The 17,265-nt window shown below is 71.6% G+C and carries 20 protein-coding genes and 1 pseudogene; 9 read left to right on the forward strand and 12 right to left on the reverse strand.

The window, feature by feature from the left end:
* Positions 1-22 precede the first annotated feature (22 nt).
* On the forward strand, positions 23-1,192 hold the full coding sequence (locus LV79_RS11875; protein ID WP_253835020.1) for an ROK family protein: 1,170 nt from the start codon (positions 23-25) through the stop codon (positions 1,190-1,192).
* 180 nt (positions 1,193-1,372) lie between these two features.
* On the opposite strand, the gene LV79_RS11880 is transcribed toward LV79_RS11875, so the two are convergent.
* The 7 genes and pseudogenes from LV79_RS11880 to ppgK all read right to left on the reverse strand — a co-directional run bounded on the left by LV79_RS11880 (position 1,373) and on the right by ppgK (position 6,144).
* Positions 1,373-1,720: a hypothetical protein gene (locus LV79_RS11880; RefSeq protein ID WP_253835022.1), complete on the reverse strand. Its 348-nt coding sequence runs from the start codon at positions 1,718-1,720 to the stop codon at positions 1,373-1,375.
* Positions 1,721-1,723: 3 nt separating this feature from the next.
* Positions 1,724-1,951: a hypothetical protein gene (locus LV79_RS11885; protein WP_253835024.1), complete on the reverse strand. Its 228-nt coding sequence runs from the start codon at positions 1,949-1,951 to the stop codon at positions 1,724-1,726.
* Between the two features lie 758 nt (positions 1,952-2,709).
* On the reverse strand, positions 2,710-2,892 hold the full coding sequence (locus tag LV79_RS11890; protein WP_092782351.1) for a DUF7455 domain-containing protein: 183 nt from the start codon (positions 2,890-2,892) through the stop codon (positions 2,710-2,712).
* A 394-nt stretch (positions 2,893-3,286) separates the two neighbouring features.
* Positions 3,287-3,394 (reverse strand): annotated as a pseudogene (locus LV79_RS11895) (sigma factor-like helix-turn-helix DNA-binding protein); the annotation flags it as partial.
* Between the two features lie 111 nt (positions 3,395-3,505).
* Positions 3,506-3,655, reverse strand: coding sequence for a hypothetical protein (locus LV79_RS11900; RefSeq protein WP_253835026.1), 150 nt, complete (start codon positions 3,653-3,655; stop codon positions 3,506-3,508).
* A gap of 244 nt (positions 3,656-3,899) precedes the next feature.
* Complete coding sequence (locus LV79_RS11905) at positions 3,900-5,192, reverse strand: RNA polymerase sigma factor (protein WP_253835028.1); 1,293 nt, start codon at positions 5,190-5,192, stop codon at positions 3,900-3,902.
* 190 nt (positions 5,193-5,382) lie between these two features.
* Positions 5,383-6,144, reverse strand: a complete 762-nt coding sequence (ppgK, locus tag LV79_RS11910) for a polyphosphate--glucose phosphotransferase (RefSeq protein WP_253835030.1) — start codon at positions 6,142-6,144, stop codon at positions 5,383-5,385.
* 75 nt (positions 6,145-6,219) lie between these two features.
* Here ppgK and LV79_RS11915 point away from each other — a divergent pair, with 75 nt between their 5' ends.
* The gene (locus LV79_RS11915; protein ID WP_285469248.1) at positions 6,220-7,005 is read left to right on the forward strand and encodes an inositol monophosphatase family protein; all 786 of its coding nucleotides are present in this window, start codon (positions 6,220-6,222) and stop codon (positions 7,003-7,005) included.
* 59 nt (positions 7,006-7,064) lie between these two features.
* On the opposite strand, the gene cei is transcribed toward LV79_RS11915, so the two are convergent.
* Positions 7,065-7,754 carry an envelope integrity protein Cei gene (gene cei, locus LV79_RS11920; protein WP_253835032.1) on the reverse strand — a complete coding sequence of 230 codons (690 nt, stop codon included), beginning with the start codon at positions 7,752-7,754 and terminating at the stop codon, positions 7,065-7,067.
* A 486-nt stretch (positions 7,755-8,240) separates the two neighbouring features.
* Between cei and LV79_RS11925 the strand changes: the two genes are divergently transcribed.
* Positions 8,241-8,549, forward strand: a complete 309-nt coding sequence (locus LV79_RS11925) for a DUF4193 domain-containing protein (protein ID WP_075973168.1) — start codon at positions 8,241-8,243, stop codon at positions 8,547-8,549.
* Between the two features lie 172 nt (positions 8,550-8,721).
* Here the strand turns inward: LV79_RS11925 and LV79_RS11930 are convergent, their stop codons facing one another.
* A complete protein-coding gene (locus tag LV79_RS11930; protein WP_253835035.1) occupies positions 8,722-9,267 on the reverse strand; it encodes a DUF3093 domain-containing protein in 546 nt (181 codons plus the stop codon).
* 24 nt (positions 9,268-9,291) lie between these two features.
* Between LV79_RS11930 and dut the strand changes: the two genes are divergently transcribed.
* Positions 9,292-9,780, forward strand: coding sequence for a dUTP diphosphatase (dut, locus tag LV79_RS11935; RefSeq protein WP_253835037.1), 489 nt, complete (start codon positions 9,292-9,294; stop codon positions 9,778-9,780).
* Positions 9,780-10,418 carry a DUF3710 domain-containing protein gene (locus LV79_RS11940; RefSeq protein WP_372495311.1) on the forward strand — a complete coding sequence of 213 codons (639 nt, stop codon included), beginning with the start codon at positions 9,780-9,782 and terminating at the stop codon, positions 10,416-10,418. Before dut ends, LV79_RS11940 begins: the two co-directional genes overlap by 1 nt.
* Before the next feature lie 67 nt (positions 10,419-10,485).
* On the opposite strand, the gene LV79_RS11945 is transcribed toward LV79_RS11940, so the two are convergent.
* Positions 10,486-11,169 carry an alpha/beta fold hydrolase gene (locus LV79_RS11945; protein WP_253836017.1) on the reverse strand — a complete coding sequence of 228 codons (684 nt, stop codon included), beginning with the start codon at positions 11,167-11,169 and terminating at the stop codon, positions 10,486-10,488.
* Positions 11,170-11,293: 124 nt separating this feature from the next.
* On the opposite strand from LV79_RS11945, the gene LV79_RS11950 reads away from it, so the two are divergent.
* The gene (locus tag LV79_RS11950) at positions 11,294-11,674 is read left to right on the forward strand and encodes an OB-fold nucleic acid binding domain-containing protein (RefSeq protein ID WP_253835039.1); all 381 of its coding nucleotides are present in this window, start codon (positions 11,294-11,296) and stop codon (positions 11,672-11,674) included.
* Between the two features lie 13 nt (positions 11,675-11,687).
* The gene (locus LV79_RS11955) at positions 11,688-12,500 is read left to right on the forward strand and encodes a DUF3159 domain-containing protein (RefSeq protein ID WP_253835041.1); all 813 of its coding nucleotides are present in this window, start codon (positions 11,688-11,690) and stop codon (positions 12,498-12,500) included.
* A gap of 55 nt (positions 12,501-12,555) precedes the next feature.
* Here LV79_RS11955 and LV79_RS11960 read toward each other — a convergent pair whose 3' ends face one another.
* Together LV79_RS11960 and LV79_RS11965 are read right to left on the reverse strand one after the other, a co-directional pair.
* Positions 12,556-13,212 carry a potassium channel family protein gene (locus LV79_RS11960; RefSeq protein WP_253835043.1) on the reverse strand — a complete coding sequence of 219 codons (657 nt, stop codon included), beginning with the start codon at positions 13,210-13,212 and terminating at the stop codon, positions 12,556-12,558.
* On the reverse strand, positions 13,212-13,877 hold the full coding sequence (locus tag LV79_RS11965; RefSeq protein WP_253835045.1) for a potassium channel family protein: 666 nt from the start codon (positions 13,875-13,877) through the stop codon (positions 13,212-13,214). The genes LV79_RS11960 and LV79_RS11965 overlap by 1 nt, the downstream gene beginning before the upstream one ends.
* A 124-nt stretch (positions 13,878-14,001) precedes the next feature.
* Between LV79_RS11965 and LV79_RS11970 the strand changes: the two genes are divergently transcribed.
* A complete protein-coding gene (locus LV79_RS11970) occupies positions 14,002-16,005 on the forward strand; it encodes an APC family permease (RefSeq protein WP_253835046.1) in 2,004 nt (667 codons plus the stop codon).
* The gene (locus LV79_RS11975) at positions 16,002-17,234 is read left to right on the forward strand and encodes a class I SAM-dependent RNA methyltransferase (protein WP_253835048.1); all 1,233 of its coding nucleotides are present in this window, start codon (positions 16,002-16,004) and stop codon (positions 17,232-17,234) included. The genes LV79_RS11970 and LV79_RS11975 overlap by 4 nt, the downstream gene beginning before the upstream one ends.
* The last annotated feature ends 31 nt before the right edge of the window (positions 17,235-17,265 follow it).

Here is a 17,265-nt window from a genome sequence, read left to right on the forward strand (position 1 = left end):
CCGACGGCGGAGGGGTGAGCAGGTGACCAGCACACCGACCGCGGGCGCGCGTCCCGACGAGGTGCGCAGGCACAACCGCACCGCGCTGCTGCGCAGGCTGCACGTGGGCGGGCCGTGCACCCGGGCCGCGCTGGCCATCGAGCTCGGCCTCAACCGCAGCACCATCAAGGCCCTGGTCGACGGGCTCGCCGAGTCCGGGGTGGTGTCCGAACGCGTCCCCCGGGCCCGCTCCGGCGCCGGTCGACCGTCGCTGCTGGTGCTGCCCGAGCCGCTGGCCGCCGTCGTGCTCGCGGTCGACATCCGGGTCGAGCAGGTCGCCATCGCGCTGGTCGGTCTCGGCGGGCAGCTGCTGGGCCGCGACAGCTGGAACCTGCGCGGCCGAGCTGGTGAACCCGCGGAGATCATCACCCGGATCATCGAGTCGACCAGGCTGCTCGCCGAGGAACTCGACGTCCGGATGGTGGCCGCCGGGGTCTCGGTCCCCGGCGTCGTCCGCCGCGGCGACGGGTACGTGCACGAGGCACCCAACCTGAAGTGGACCGACGTCCCCCTCGGCGACCGGCTCACCGGCGCGTTCGGCGTCCCGGTCCGGGTCGGCAACGACGCCGAGATCGCCGCCCTCGCCGAACACCTGCGCGGCGCGGCCAAGGGCTCACTCGACGCCGTCTACGTCGCCGCCGACATCGGGGTCGGCGGCGGCGTCATCTCCGACGGCACCACCCTGCGCGGCACCGCGGGCTACGTCGGCGAACTCGGGCACATGGTGGTCAACCCCGACGGCAGGCCCTGCTACTGCGGCAGCCACGGCTGCTGGGAAACCGAGGTCGGCGAACTGGCCCTCTGCCGCGCCCTCGACCTCCCGGAACACTCCCCCCGCGGCGTCGTCGTCGCCGAACTGCGCGGCCTCACCGCCACCCAGATCACCACCACCCTCGGCGACTTCACCCGCTGGCTCACCATGGGCCTGATCACCATCGTCAACGTCTTCGGCCCGGAACTGGTCGTCCTCGGCGACCTGTTCACCGCCCTCCCCCCACCCCTGGTCGCCCAGGTCGCCACCACCATCGCCGAACGCAGCCTGGTCAGCCGAGCCATTGGCGGCACCCGCCTGGTCACCTCCACCATGGGCACCGACGCCAAACTCATCGGCGCCGCCGAACTCGCCTTCGAATCGGTGCTGGACACGGTCTGACCCCGCGACCCGGCCTTCGAGCCGCCGGCGGACTTGGTCTGACCCGCGGACGCGGAACGGGCGGGACCCGTTGGTCCCGCCCGTTCTCGGCCCGACCCCTCTGCGGCATCTAGCGGCTCCCCATACCGGGCTGTGGTCTAGGGATCGCACATGTCCATGCCGTGACGGCTGGCTGAGCGGTCAGCGGCGCCGTCGGGCCGGTTCGTCTGCCATGGGGGGTACCACCTGTGTGGGGGGAGTGGGCTGGGGTCGAGTGCTCGCGGACAGCGACCACAACCCGCGCAGGCGTTCACGGGTTGCCGGGTTGGGGGCGCAGGTCTCCAGGTACGCGGTGAGGGTGGGGCGGTCGGGGGCGACCAGACCGCTCTCCACGAGTCGCACCCGCACCGGTGATAGCCCGGACAGGGCGGTGAAGGTGTCGACGTTGGGGTGGCTGACCTGCCGGAGCCCGCAGAGGGCCTCGGCGAGGGAGTGCGCGGCCGAACCGCGCGGCGGGCGACGTCGTCGCCCGCCGGTGCCGGTTCCCACGGCTCAGCCGGTCGCGCCCGGCAGCCACCCGCGCGGGGTCGCCCGGCCGCGGGTGACCCACTCGAGGACGACCCTGGCGAGCACGGTGGCCCCCACCGCCACCCCGACCGCCACGGGCAGCGGCGTGCCCGAGTGGACCTCGTCGGTCAGGAACACGAGCAGGACGACCCAGACGACCAGGCGCAGGCCGCGCCGGGCAAGGCGCTGCCAGGGGTTGGGACGCAGGTACATGGACGATCTCCCGGTGGTTCGCGTGGATGCGGCACGTCCGCCGGGTGCACCTGGTTGTCGAGACCACGGATGCGGACGGGCGTGCGGAGTGCCGTGATCCTGCCCCAGCCGCCGCGGTCGGGGAAACCGCCGCGACCGGTCACCGCGTCGCCCCTGTCAGGCAGTGATCGACGAGCGGTTTGTGTGCGCTGGTGTCGGCACCACGCGGGGGATGGGCACCGCGCGGCCCGGGCGGCGGCGTGGTGCGGAGGCGATCGAGACCCTGGCGGGTTCTGGCTGATCAGCCGCGTGCGTGGACGTTCGCGGACGTGCGCCGCGAACTCCGTGCCGCCGTTCGGTTGCGTTGCGCGGTCGTGCCGAGAAGACTGCGGGCGCGTCGCTCAGGCGAGTTGTCCTTCGCGTGGATGCGAACCAGGAGCCGCGTGCGGCCGGACCCCTTGTCGAGAAGGGGTCCGGCCTTCCCCTCGTGGGTACCGGCCGGTAGGTCGCGTCGCCGCCGATCAGGCGGCTGACCAGGTCTGGACCAGAGCGGTGTCGACCGCGTTGGGAGTGCTCCCAGTGCTCCGCGTAACTCTCCTGGGTTTGCGCCCAGTGGTCCATTCAGTGGGCTGAGCTGCCCTTGCCGCACCGTTCGGCGCAGAGCGTGAGGGGGCATCCCTCTATGGAGTGAAGCGGGAGAGGTCCTGGGACGCGGAACGGGCGGGACCCGTCGGTCCCGCCCGTTCTCGGTCGGTGATGCTTGGGGTGGAGCGTGGGCCTCAGCCCTTCTGCAGCTCCGCGGCCATCTCGCGCAGCCTGTCCTCGTGCGCACGGGCGTGGTGCCCGCAGAACAGCAGCTCGCCTCCGGAGGGAAGTACGGCGCGGACCTGGGCCGCCGCTCCGCACCGGTCGCACCGGTCGGCCGCGGTCAGCTCGGGGCGGGTGAGCGTCGTAGTCGTCATGGGAGTTCTCCCTCCGTCCCGGCACCGGTCAGTCCCGGTGCCCTTTTCGGCTGCGGTCACGTCGGCGAACTCTCCGCCGTGGTCGCGCTTCCTACTCTTACAGACGCTCGGGCCCCCGGCAGTGTTCCCGCGCCCGTTCTCGGGGCGGGCGGCCCGTGATTAACCCGGATGGCCCAGAGCGGTCTGAGATTTCGGCCCCACGCTGGGCTTCTCCCGGCGCGGAGGTGAGGCGATCTGGCTGCGTTGCCCTACGTCGTTCACCATCGGCGAACACCCCGGCGACCGTAGGCAAAACCACAGGCGTCCTCCAGGAGAGTTCCCGGGGCCCCAGCGAACAGCGAACGCCGCCCCCGCAGTGCTCTCGGGGACGGCGTTCGCGGCTACCTCGGCTGGCTTATTCCAGGTAGTCGCGCAGGACCTGGGAGCGGGAGGGGTGGCGGAGCTTGGACATGGTCTTGGACTCGATCTGGCGGATCCGCTCGCGGGTGACGCCGTAGACCTGACTTGCGGATGTCTGCACCTCGGCAGATCTCGATCCGCTAGCTGGTCCGCTGCCTCGTCCACGGGCCGGGTGGGTGGTCGAGCCGAGAATCTGTCGGAGAGCCGCCGTGACTCATGTGTCGTCGGCCCACCTGGCCGCGGCCCGGCTCCGTCGGGAGACGACCTCAGCCCGCTGTGTGGCGGTATCACTCGCCGAGTAGCTCTTGGCGAGTTCCGCATAGCCGATCTCGCGGAGGGTTTCCGTGTCGACGGCAAGAACCATGCGGACTTGCCCATGCGAATCTCCCGTCGCGCAGGTCGCTGCACCTCGGAGGACGGAGTGGCGCCGTCAAGAGCGCATGCTTTCCGGAGACGCTGAGATGACTTCGCGCCGCGCTGCAGCTGCCATGGCGAAGATTCTGACACTGGGTTACGACAGGTCGACTGTTGGTGCAGCTCAGGGAGCCAAAGCCAAGGGGCCTGCCCACTCACACGAGTGGGCAGGCCCCTTGGTGCGTCCAGCCGGCTTATTCCAGGTAGTCGCGCAGGACCTGGGAGCGGGAGGGGTGGCGGAGCTTGGACATGGTCTTGGACTCGATCTGGCGGATCCGCTCGCGGGTGACGCCGTAGACCTGGCCGATCTCGTCGAGGGTGCGGGGTTGGCCGTCGGTGAGGCCGAAGCGGAGGCGGACGACGCCTGCCTCGCGCTCGGACAGCGTGGCCAGGACCGACTGGAGCTGGTCCTGCAGGAGGGTGAAGGAGACCGCGTCGACGGCGACGACGGCCTCGGAGTCCTCGATGAAGTCGCCGAGCTGGCTGTCGCCCTCGTCGCCGATGGTCTGGTCGAGCGAGATGGGTTCCCGGGCGTACTGCTGGATCTCCAGCACCTTCTCCGGGGTGATGTCCATCTCCTTGGCGAGCTCCTCCGGGGTCGGCTCGCGGCCGAGGTCCTGGAGCAGTTCGCGCTGGATTCGGCCGAGCTTGTTGATGACCTCGACCATGTGCACCGGGATGCGGATGGTGCGGGCCTGGTCGGCCATCGCGCGGGTGATCGCCTGGCGGATCCACCACGTCGCGTAGGTGGAGAACTTGTAGCCCTTGGTGTAGTCGAACTTCTCCACCGCGCGGATCAGGCCCAGGTTGCCCTCCTGGATCAGGTCCAGGAACGCCATGCCGCGGCCGGTGTAGCGCTTGGCCAGCGACACCACGAGGCGCAGGTTGGCCTCGAGCAGGTGGTTCTTGGCCCGCTCGCCGTCGCGCACGATCCACCGCAGGTCGCGGCGCATCTGCGGCTGCAGCTTCTCGTTCTCGTCCTCGGACTTGCGCACCCGCTCCGCGGCGTAGAGGCCAGCCTCGATCCGCTTGGCGAGCTCGACCTCCTCCTCGGCGTTGAGCAGGGCGACCTTGCCGATCTGCTTGAGGTAGGCGCGGACCGAGTCGGCGGAGGCGGTGAGCTCGGCGTCCTTGCGCGCCTGGCGCAGCGCCTCGGACTCCTCCTCGTCCCAGACGAAGTCCCCGTCCTTGCCGGACTCCTTGGGGTCCTTCTCCTCGGGCTCCTCGACGGGCTCCTCGACCGGCTCGACCTCGACCTCTTCCAGGTCGGACAGGTCGGGGTTCTCGAGGTCCTCCGGCTCTTCGCCCTCGGGGCCCTCGCCCGCCTTCTTGGGGGCGCCCTTGGCCGCAGCGGCCTTCTTCGGGGCGCGCGCGCCCGGGGCCTTCTTGGCGGCGCCGGTCGTCTCTTCGTCCTCGGCGCCCTTGGTCGTCTTGGCGGCGCTGGCCGACGCCGTCGAGCGTCGGGTTGCGGTTCGTGCGGCTGCCACGTACGCCCTTTCACAACAGTCCATCGCGGCCACGGCCTGAAACGGTGCGATGACCAGGCCGTTGCCGGGAGTTCGGGGGAGAGCCCTCGGGCTTGTTCCGCCGTGGGCCGTGTTCCATTGTAGCGACGTACGGCGTGTCCCCGGGAAACGCCAAGGCGGAAATGTCGCCGGGGGTGTCGCCGAGGGGCCGCTAACCCCCTGTGACCTGGCGCGCGGCGTACGCGGCGCCCACGATCCCGGCGTCGTTGCGCAGCTGCGCGGCCACCACTTTCGTGCGCACGTCGAGCAGCGGCAGCCACTTGTCGGCCTTCTTGCTGACCCCGCCCCCGGCGATGATCAGGTCAGGCCAGATCAGGTTCTCCAGCCCGCTGACGTACCGGCTGACCCGGCGCGCCCACTCCTCCCACGACAGGTCCTTCTCCTCCTTCACCGAGGCGGCGGCCCTGGTCTCGGCGTCGTGGCCGTCGATCTCCAGGTGCCCGAACTCGGTGTTGGGGACCAGCCGCCCGTCGAGGAACAGCGCGCTGCCGATGCCGGTGCCGAAGGTCAGCAGCACCACCACGCCCTCGCGGTCGTCGGTGCGGCCGTAGTTGATCTCGGCGATCCCGGCGGCGTCGGCGTCGTTGAGCACGACCACGTCGCCCTCGGGGCGCCCGAGCCGCTTGGCGAACAGCGCCGCGGCGTCGGTGCCGATCCAGCCCTTGTCGATGTTGGCCGCCGAGTGCGCCACCCCGCGCTTGACCACCGCGGGCAGCGTCACCCCGACCGGCCCGGTCCAGCCGAACCGCTCGACGATCTCGGCGACGACCTCGGCCACCGCGTCCGGCGTCGAGGGCTCCGGGGTCGGGATCCGCAGCCGGTCACCGACCAGGGCGCCCGCGTCCAGGTCGACCTCGCACCCCTTGATCCCCGATCCACCGATGTCCACGCCGAAGCCGCGGGCAGCACCCATCCCCGGTCCTCTCGTACTCGATTCAGTCCCTGGGCAAACCCTAGCCGCCGGGCCGGGGTGTGGTCGGATAGCCGGGTGCGTGACCTAGCTGAGATCGCGGTGGCCGTGGCCACCGAGGCGGGGGAGTTGGCCAAGGCCACCCGCGAGAACGCCATCCGCGACGTCGACACCAAGAGCACCAGGACGGACGTGGTCACCGCGGCCGACAAGGCGGCGGAGGACCTGATCCGCACCCGGCTCGGGGAGCTCCGCCCGGAGGACGCGGTCCTGGGTGAGGAGGCAGGTGGCGCTACCGGAACCGGTGTCACCTGGGTCGTTGACCCCATCGACGGCACGGTCAACTACCTGTACGGCTACCCCTGGTACGCGGTCTCAGTGGCCGCCCAGGTGGCGGGTGTCTCCGTCGCGGGCGCGGTAGTGGAACCCGCTTCCGGTCGCACCTGGTGGGCGGCTCAAGGCGAGGGGGCCTGGCTCAACGGCATCCGGTTGAGCGTGTCCGCGCCGGTAGACCTGTCTGTGACGCTGATGGCTACCGGCTTCGCTTACGCCGCTCAACGACGGCAGGCCCAAGCAGCGGCGGTCGCGAAGCTGATGGGCACGATCCGAGACATCAGGCGCAACGGCTCCGCGGCGCTGGACCTGTGCGCGGTGGCCGCGGGCTGGGTCGACGCCTACTGCGAGCGTGGGCTCTCGCGGTGGGACTGGGCGGCGGGAGCACTGATTGCCGCTGAGGCAGGCGCGCAGGTAGAGCTACCGGGCGAGGCCACTGACCTCGGCGCGGACGCCATCTACGCGGCCGCACCCAGCATCGCCGCACCACTCAGAGCCGCCCTCATCGACGCGGGCATGGGCGCCTTCTAGCGCCACACCGGCTCTGACGGACGCGGGGCCGGGCGTCTCCTAGAGCGACACGGGCCCGGTCAGCACTTGGCCTGGCGGGCCGACTCCAGCAGCGACTGCTCGATCGGCGCCGCGGTCGACCCGTCGTTCTGCAGGCCGCCCTGCGACCCCGGGTTCGACTGCGCCCACTCGGCGAGCTGCTCCAGCGCGCGCCGGGCGGACGGGGCGGGCTGCAGGTGGTCGAAGCGCTTGCCCAGCGCCAGGTCGACGGTGGCGTCCTGGCGCTCGTCGCGGACCAGCTCGGCGCACGGGTCGACCAGGCTCAGCGTCCTGGCCACGCCCATGCCCTGCTGGCCGAAGCGGATCTGCGCCCGGCAGCTCAGGGTGCCGTTCGGGTAGAGCGTGTCGTTGGCCGGTTCGCCGATCTGGGTGAACCCGAGCTCGCGCAGCGACTCGGTGACCGCGCCCGCCTGCCGGTTCTGCCCGCTGGCGTTGATCACCCTGACTAAAGCACCGGACGCCGGGCTCGGCGCCGTGCGGTCGAGCGCGTCGCTGGGCAGCTGCTGGCCGAGGGTGGGCAGCGGCTGGCCCTCCACCGGGACGACGGTGGGCGGCGGGGCGCAGGCCTGCGCCGTGGTCACCGCGCCATCGGACTGGATCACCCGCAACCACACGACGCCCGCGACGAGGCCGAGCACGGCCATCAGGATCACCGCGGGCAGCGGCCGCCGCCTGCGGTAGCGCTGGGCCCTCAGAACGCCGGTCGACACGCGTGGACCCTCCCTACGGACCCCATGGCCCCCACCCCCTGGACACCCGGCCCGGGTCGCACACCAGGGCCGTCGGTCGTCGCTGCTCAGCCTATTCGTTTCGGCGCGGCACGCGGCACGGACCCGCCGGTGCGCGGTGCGCCCAGCGCGACCGGGCGGTGGCGGGACGTCACCTGTCGTCGCATCGCACCACGCGGTACCGGGGCGGGGCAAGCGGGGTCGCCCGGTTCGCGACACGCCGAGCACGGGCCGTCACCACGGCGGACACCCCCAGCAGGGTGACGCTGTGCGCGGTGCGGGCCGCCATGGGCTACCCTCTGCCCGCTCCAGTCGCCGAGGACGGCCCGCGGAATCGATTCCGAGGGACCTGTTGACCGCACGCGGCCTGCGAGACCTCCGTCACTCGGGTGGCGGGCACAAACCGGGGCGCTGGAACGTTGTCCAGCGGCACGACCCACATCCTGAAGGACCGCAGGGGTGAAATAGATGGCGACCGACTACGACGCACCACGGCGCAGCGAGGCCGACGATCTCGCGGAGGACTCCCTCGAGGAGCTCAAGGCGCGCCGCAACGAGAACCAGTCCGGAGTCGTGGACGTCGACGAGACCGACACCGCCGAGAGCTTCGAGCTGCCCGGTGCCGACCTCTCCGCGCTCTCCGGCGAGGACCTGACCGTCCGCGTGGTACCCAAGCAGGCCGACGAGTTCACCTGCTCGAAGTGCTTCCTGGTGCACCACCGCAGCAGGCTCGCCGAGGACAACGGCGGCGTCTTCGTCTGCCGCGACTGCGCCTGAGACCGCGCGCCCCGGGGCCCCGCGCGGGCACCCGGGGGGAGTTGGGCTGGGGAACAGCCGGGTCGCCCACGAACGCAGGGCACCCGGCTGTTGCTGTACCCACCCGGCTGTTGCTGTACCCGGGTTCGCCCGGGGACAGCACCTTCAGTACCGGTCCCAGCGGGCTCGGGCGCTAAGCCCTGTCCTCAACGGCGCGCTGAGCCTTGCCCTCGGCGATCGCCTCGGCCAACCGCCGGGGGTGCCGGGTGCTGAACACCCAGTACGGGGTCGGGTCGTCCGGATCGGTGACCCGCACCCGCAGCAGCGGACCCACCCAGCCCCGGTGCAGCAGGAACGCCGCCGGGTCCAGGTTCGGCCCGAGCACCTTGCGCTTGACCGCCGCCTGCCCGCCCGCCGGGCGCTCGCCCTGGTTCGCGTCGAACACCTCGACCTCGCCCGCGAACTCCAGCGGCAGGTGCGCGTCGGCCACCCACAGCTCGCCGTCGACCACGGCGACCCTCGTCGTGCCCGCGCGCAGCACCAGCAGCAGCGTCAGCGGGATGATCACCAAGTACGGCAGCCAGGCGCGGACACCGGGGTAGCCCATGTGGATCTCGGCGGCCAGCAGCGTCGCGGCGACCAGCGGCAGCGGCCACCAGTACCAGGTGACGTAGAGCCGTTCCCGGTAGGCGGCGCGCGGCGGCGCCGCGGTGGCTGCCGTGCCTGAGGTGTCGGTCACGGCCCCAGGGTAGTCTCGCCGCTCGTGCCCAGCGTGGAGGTCCTGCTCACCCGAACGGACCCCGGCGTCCCCATCCCGGCCTACGCCAGGCCGGGTGACGCCGGGGCGGACTTGGTGACCACGTCCGACGTGGTCATCGCCCCGGGGGAGCGGGTGCTGGTGGGCACCGGTGTCGCGATCGCGCTGCCTGCGGGCTACGCCGGGTTCGTGCACCCCCGTTCGGGCCTGGCCGCCCGGCTGGGGCTGAGCGTGGTCAACACCCCGGGCACCATCGACGCGGGCTACCGCGGCGAGATCAAAGTCTGTTTGATCAACCACGACCCGCGCGAACCCATCGCGCTGCGCCGGGGCGACCGGATCGCGCAGCTGGTGGTGCAGCGGGTCGAGCACGCGGTGTTCCGCGAGGTCGACGAGCTGGGCAGCTCCCAGCGCGGCGACGGCGGGTACGGGTCGACCGGCGGGCACGACGTGCTCGCGGGTTCGGCGGTGTCGGGAAACGCGACGGAGGAGTAGTGGGACTGTTCGGGCGCGGTAGACGCGGACGCGACGAGGACGTCGAGGTCGGCGCGATCACCGATGAGGACGACGCGGACCTGCCGGTGGCCATCGAGGCGCCGGACGGCCCGTACGACGAGGCCGACGCCCCCGACGACGACTTCCCCCGGCTCGACCTGGGGTCGGTCCGGGTTCCGGTGCCCGACGGTGCGCAGCTGCAGGTGGAGATGGACCCCTCCGGCTCGGTCCGCGCGGTGCACGTGCTGACCCCCGTCGGCCAGGTGACCCTCAACGCCTACGCCGCGCCGCGCTCCGGCGGCCTGTGGCGCGAGGTGTGCGGTGAGCTGGCCGAGCAGCTGCGCGGCGACGGCGCCACCGTGCGCAGCCACGCCGGTGCCTGGGGGCAGGAGCTCAGCGCCTCCCTCGGCGAGATGACGCTGCGCTTCGTCGGCGTCGACGGCCCGCGGTGGATGCTGCGCGGCGTCGTGGCCGGTCCCCCGGAGCTGGCCGACACCAGCGCGGACGCGCTGCGCGAGCTGGTGCGCAACTCGGTCGTGGTGCGCGGCCAGCAGCCGATGCCGGTGCGGACCCCGCTGCAGATCGACCTGCCGCAGGCCATCGCCGAGCACATCGCGTCCCAGCAGCAGCCCCAGTAGGCGGTTCACCCCCACCCGGTTCAGGTCCAGCGAGGTCAGCCCCAGCGAGGGGGCAGGTCCAGCGAGGTCAGCCGCGGAAGCGGGCGCGCAGCCAGGCCAGCACGGTCGCGCGCCCGAGGGCTTCCCGGTCGGCGCCCAGCGCGGCGAGCGTGGTCCGGCCGAGTTCGGCTCGGGGCAGCGCGTCGACCCACCCCTGCGCGATCTCGACCGGGTGAATCGGATCATCGGTGCAGCACGCCACCCCCGCGGGCACGGCCAGGGTCGCCAGGTCGGCGGGGGTCGGGGCGGGTTCGTCGGCGGCGACCAGCAACGAGTCGGCCAGCCCGGCCCCGTAGCCCGTCCAGGCGCGTGACAGCTCGTCGGCCAACCACGGGTCGACGCCGCCCACTGCCGAGGCCAGTGCGGCCTCAGTACCCCTGGCACGCACGTCAGCGCCGCTGTACCGGGCCGCGACGGCCGCCGGGGCCTCTCCCGGGTCCCCTGTCCACGCGGGCAGTGCGAGCAGCAGCCCGGCGCACCGGTCGGGGTTGCGCACCGCCCACGACGCCGCCAGGTGCGCGCCGAGCGAGACCCCGCCGACCAGCACCGGCCCCGTGGCCTCGTCCAGCGCCCGCAGATGGGCCCTGACCAGGTCTTTCCCCGGCTCCGGGGCCGGGGTCCGCAGTGCGACGCCGACGGCGGCGAGGGGTCCGGCGAAAACGGACCGGACGAACACCTCGTCAGAACCGGTTCCCGGTAGCAGTACCGCCATTAGCGGCTCGGTCACACTCACACCGCGATCCTTGTCCAGTGCCCACCCGGCGCGGTTACGCTGATTCGGCATGGGCCGCGAAAAGCACGTCGGGGACGGCCCCCTCACGGGAGAAGACTGCGCTATGGCCACCAAGGGGGACGGTTATTGGCATCGTCTCGTCAAGCGGCTCACGACCGACGTGGACCAGCTCGACGCGGACGACCTGTCCACGCACGCCGAGGCCCAGGGTGCCAGGCGGGCCTGCGACTGCCGCTCCGGTGAGGAGGTCACGGTGTTCGGCCGGTTACGCACCGTGGAGCTGTGCCCGCGCGACGCGGCGGCCACGCTGGAGGCGGAGCTGTTCGACGGGACCGAGGGCGTGACACTAGTGTGGCTCGGGCGCCGCCGTATCCCGGGCATCGAGCCTGGCCGGACCGTCAAGGCCCAGGGCAGGATCGCGGTCAGGGACGGGCGCAAGGTGCTCTACAACCCGTACTACGAGCTGCAGACCACGGCTCCCTGACGAAACCGGTGCCATGACCAACCCGGCCGCACATGTCAACGGGTCGGGTGACCCCGACCGCCGTGACGACCTCGACGAGCGGGGAGCGCCCGGCGCGGACCGCACCGAGGAGACCGACCCGGCGACCGGAGAGCCAGAGCCGGAGGAGCCGCAGCCCACGCTGCTCGAGCAGATGGGCGGTATCAGCGGCCTGATCTACTCGTCGGTGCCGGTCCTGGTGTTCGTGCTGGCCAACGCCCTCGGCGGGCTGACCGTCGGCATCTGGAGCGCGCTGGGCAGCGCGGTGCTGATCACCGTCATCCGGGTGGTCCGCAAGGAGCCGCTGCAGCCCGCGATCTCCGGGTTCTTCGGGGTGGGCATCGCCGCGTTCATCGCCTACCAGACCGGGTCGGCCAAGGGGTTCTTCCTCTTCGGCATCTGGACCAGCCTCGTCTACGGCGGCGTGTTCGCCCTGTCCATCCTGTTCCGGTGGCCGCTCGTCGGCGTTATCTGGTCCAGTTTGAACGGGCTCGGGCAGGGCTGGCGCAAGGACCGCAAGTCTCTGCTCGCGTACGACCTGGCGACCGCCACGTTCGTACTCATCTTCGCGGCCCGCTACATCGTGCAGAAGTGGCTCTACGACGAAGACCTCACCGGGTGGCTCGCTGCCGCGCGCCTGGCCATGGGGTACCCGCTGTTCGCGGTTGCCCTGGTCGTGACCGTCTGGGCGGTCCGCAGGGCTAAGCAGCGGCAGGCGGAGCTGGAGACGACCGAGACCGTCGACGACGACGCGGTGGAGGCGGCGCTGCGGGCGAAGTACAGCGGCGAGCCCGCCGATCGCGGCTGACGGTCCCCGAACACGCGAAAGGCCGACCAGGTCCACCCTGGTCGGCCTTCGTCGTCTAATGCCCTAGTGCCTTGCGGATTTCACCTTCGACGTGCGCGGACGCCACGAACAGCAGCTCGTCGCCGCCCTCCAGGGGGTCGTCCGGCTGCGGCACGATGACCCGGCCGCCGCGCAGGATGGTCACCAGGGCTGCGTCCCGGGGGAGCTTCACGTCCCGCACCGGCCTGCCCGCCCACGGGGTGTCGTCCGGCAGCGTCATCTCCACCAGGTTGGCCTGACCCTGCCGCAGCGTCAGCAGCTGCACGAGCCCGCCGACGCTAACGGCCTCTTCGACCATCGCGGCCAAGACCCTCGGTGTTGACACGGCGACGTCAACGCCCCACGCGCCGGTGAACAGCCACTCGTTGCTGGGGTCGTTGACCCTGGCCACCACCCGCTTGACCGCGAACACGGTCTTGGCCAGCAGCGACACCACCAGGTTGACCTTGTCGTCGCCGGTGGCGGCGATGACGCAGTCGCACAGCTGCAGGCCCGCGTCCTCCAGGGAGGCGAGCTCGCAGGCGTCGGCGAGCACCCACTCGGCCTGCTCGACGGTGTGCGGCTCGAACTGCCCCGCCTCGCGCTCGATGAGCATGACCTGGTGGTCCCCGCCCACCAGCTCCGCGGCGATGGAGCGGCCTACCGCGCCCGCTCCGGCGATGGCGACGCGCATCAGTTGCTCTCCTCGGGTGCCTGGGCCGCCGCGGCGGTGACGTCGCTGAGCGTGCCGGACAGGGCGGCGACGTAGACGTGGTCGTCGGACTGGATGACCGTCTTGGCCACCGGCAGCACGGCGGTGCCGAAGCGCATCACGAAGGCGACCCGGCAGCCGGTGGCGCCCTGGAACTCCTTGACCGTGTGGCCGATCCAGTCCTCGTGGTAGGGCACCTGCAGGACCGCGACCCGGCCCGTGGGGTCGCGCCACGCGGAGGCGACGCCGTCGGGCAGCAGCGTGCGCAGCAGCCGGTCGGTCGTCCACGGCACGGTCGCCACGGTCGGGATGCCCAGGCGCTCGTAGACCTCGGCCCGCTTGGGGTCGTAGATGCGGGCCACCACGTGCTCGACGCCGAAGGTCTCCCTGGCCACCCTGGCGGAGATGATGTTGGAGTTGTCGCCGCTGGACACCGCCGCGAACGCGGCCGCCCGCTCGATGCCCGCCTCGATGAGGACCTGCCGGTCGAAGCCGGTGCCCACGACCTGCTGGCCGTGGTAGTCCTGCCCGAGCCTGCGGAAGGCCTGCGCGTCCTTGTCGATGACCGCGACGCTGTGGTCGAGCCGCTCCAGCGCCGCGGCCATCATGGCCCCGACCCGGCCGCAGCCCATGATCACCACGTGCACGCCAAACGCCTCCTCGCTCCGGTCGACCCGATCGGCACCCACCGGGGGCGGTGGTGCCCGATCGTGGACGAACCTACCGGTGGGGGCGCCGGATCGGTGATGTGACCGCCTACGCTGTGCGTCCGTGTCCAAGTTCTCCACGGCGGCGAAACGACTGGTGGTCGGGCGTCCGTTCCGCAGCGACCGGCTGGCGCACACGCTGCTGCCCAAGCGCATCGCGCTCCCGGTCTTCGCCTCCGACGCGATGTCGTCGGTCGCCTACGCGCCGGAAGAGATCTTCCTCATGCTCTCGGTCGCCGGGCTCTCGGCCTACACCTTCGCCCCGTGGGTCGGCGTCGTGGTGGTCGTGGTCATGCTCACCGTGGTCGCCAGCTACCGGCAGAACGTCCGCGCGTACCCCTCCGGCGGCGGTGACTACGAGGTCGCCACGGTCAACCTGGGCAAGCAGGCAGGGCTGACGGTCGCCAGCGCCCTGCTGGTCGACTACGTGCTCACGGTGGCGGTGTCCATCGCCTCCGCCGCGGCCAACATCGGGTCCGCGATCCCGTTCGTGGCCACCCACAAGGTGGAGTTCTCGGTGGTCGCGATCGTGGTGCTCACCGCTATCAACCTGCGCGGCATCCGCGAGTCCGGCGCCGCGTTCGCCGTCCCGACCTACGCGTTCATGGTCGGCATCATCCTGATGATCGGGTTCGGCCTGTTCCGCGGCCTGGTGCTCGGCGACGACCTGCGCGCCGAGAGCGCCGACCTGCAGATCAACGCCGAGCACGGCGAGCTGGCCGGGCTGGCGCTGGTGTTCCTGGTCCTGCGCGCGTTCTCCTCGGGCTGCGCGGCGCTGACCGGGGTCGAGGCCATCAGCAACGGGGTGCCCGCCTTCCGCAAGCCCAAGTCGAAGAACGCGGCCACCACGCTGCTGCTGATGGGCGGCATCGCGGTGGTCATGCTGATGGGCCTGATCGTGCTCGCCCAGCTCACCCAGGTCCGCGTCGCCGAGGACCCGGCCACCCAGCTGGTCAACGCCCCCGCGGGCTACGAGCAGAAGACGATGGTCGCGCAGATCGCGGGCGCGGTGTTCGACGGCTTCCCGGTCGGCTTCTTCTTCATCACCATCGTCACCGCGCTGATCCTCGTGCTGGCCGCCAACACCGCGTTCAACGGCTTCCCGGTGCTCGGCTCGATCCTGGCCCAGGACCGCTACCTGCCCCGCCAGCTGCACACCCGCGGCGACCGGCTGGCCTTCTCCAACGGCATCATCGGCCTCGCCGGGTTCGCGATCGTGCTGGTCATCGCGTTCGACGCCGAGGTGACCCGGCTCATCCAGCTCTACATCGTCGGGGTGTTCGTCTCGTTCACCATGAGCCAGACCGGGATGATCCGGCACTGGAACCGCAAGCTCGCAGGCGAGACCGACCCGGTCGAGCGGCGCAGGATGCGCCGGGCGCAGGCGATCAACGCCTTCGGCCTGGCGATGACCGGGTCGGTGCTGGTGGTGGTGCTGATCACCAAGTTCCTGCTCGGCGCCTGGATCGCGATCGCCGCGATGGCGGGTATCTACCTGGTGATGACCGGGATCCGCAGGCACTACGACCGGGTCGCCGCCGAGCTGGCCAAGGCCGAGGGCGACACCCCGTTCGTGCTGCCCTCGCGGATCCACACGATCGTGCTGGTCTCCAAGCTGCACCTGCCGACCAGGCGCGCGCTGGCCTACGCCAGGGCGACCCGGCCGGACGTGCTGGAGGCCATCACGGTCAACGTCGACGACGTGGACACCAAGAAGCTCGTCGGCGAGTGGGACAAGGAGAACTTCTCGGTGCCGCTGAAGGTCATCGAGTCGCCGTACCGGGAGATCACCAAACCGGTGCTCGACTACGTCAAGCGGATCCGCACGGACAACCCGCGCGACGTGGTCACCGTGTTCATCCCCGAGTACGTCGTCGGCCGCTGGTGGGAGCAGGTCCTGCACAACCAGAGCGCGCTGCGGCTCAAGGGCAGGCTCTTGTTCCAACCAGGCGTGATGGTGACAAGCGTGCCGTGGCAGTTGGCGTCGTCGGAGAAGGTCGCCGAGCGCGACCTAGTGGCTCCCGGCGCCATCCGCCGCGGTCTTACCGGTAAGGACGCACCCAAATGACCAGCGGGACAGTGGCGAACTGGACTGGGCGGCGGATCGAGGTCGAGGTCGGCGCGGTCGCCCACGGCGGGCACTGCGTGGCCAGGGCCGAGGGCCGGGTCGTGTTCGTCCGGCACGCGCTGCCCGGCGAGCGGGTCGTCGTCGCGATCACCGAGGACAAGGGCGGCTCGTTCTGCCGCGGCGACGCCGTCGAGGTGCTCGAGGCCTCCCCGGAGCGCGTCGAGCCGCCGTGCCCGTTGGCCGCCCCCGGTGGCTGCGGCGGGTGCGACTGGCAGCACGCGTCCGCCGACGAGCAGCGCAGGCTCAAGGCGGTCGTGGTCGCCGAGCAGCTCGACCGGCTGGCGGGGGTCAGCTGGGACGTCGAGGTCGAGGAGCTGGCCGGGGGGCTCGAGCACTGGCGCACCCGGACCCGGCTCGCGGTGGACCGCTCCGGCAAGGTCGGGTTCCGCGCGCACCGCAGCCACAAGATCGTGCCGGTCGCCGACTGCGTGATCGCCGCTCCCGGCACCGTCGACGTGCTCGCGGGTCAGGAGTGGACCCCGGGTGCGGAGCTAGAGGTGTCGGTCGACGCCACCGGTCGCACTCACGCGAGTGAGCTGCTGCCGGACAAGGGGCGACTGCGCAGCGGTAAGCCTGTCTTGCGCCCGCACCGGGTGCTCGGTTCGTCGGTCGCGGTCGAGCAGGCCGCCCGTCGCGAATGGCGGTTGGACGCGCACGGCTTCTGGCAGGTCCACCCGGACGCCGCCGACGTGTTGGCCGAAGTGGTCGCGGAGTGGACCGGTCTCGCTGAGGGTGGCGCGGCCTGGGACCTCTACGCGGGGGTTGGCCTGTTCGCCGCTGTGCTTGCCGGACAGGTGGGCGAAGAGGGTGCCGTGGTCGCGGTGGAGTCCTCGCGACGGGCAGCCGAGGACGGCGCGGAGAACCTGGCAGACCTACCGCAGGTGCGCGTGTTCGCGGGCAAGGTCGAAGACGTCCTCGCTGATGGCGACCTACCCGACCCTGACGTCGTCGTGCTGGACCCGCCGCGCAAGGGCGCGGGCCGCAGTGTCGTTGACGCTATCGCCGCCCGTGAGCCCAACCGCGTCGTCTACGTGGCCTGCGACCCCGCCGCTCTAGCCCGCGATGTCGCTTTCTTTGCCGAGCACGGCTACGCGCTTGCCGACCTCAGGGCCTTCGACACCTTCCCGATGACCCACCACGTGGAGTGCGTGGCCCTGCTGCAGCGCTAGGGCCACCGCTCTCCCGTTAGGGCCAACTGGT

It is taken from the genome of Actinokineospora globicatena, assembly GCF_024171945.1.
GTDB lineage: Bacteria > Actinomycetota > Actinomycetes > Mycobacteriales > Pseudonocardiaceae > Actinokineospora > Actinokineospora globicatena.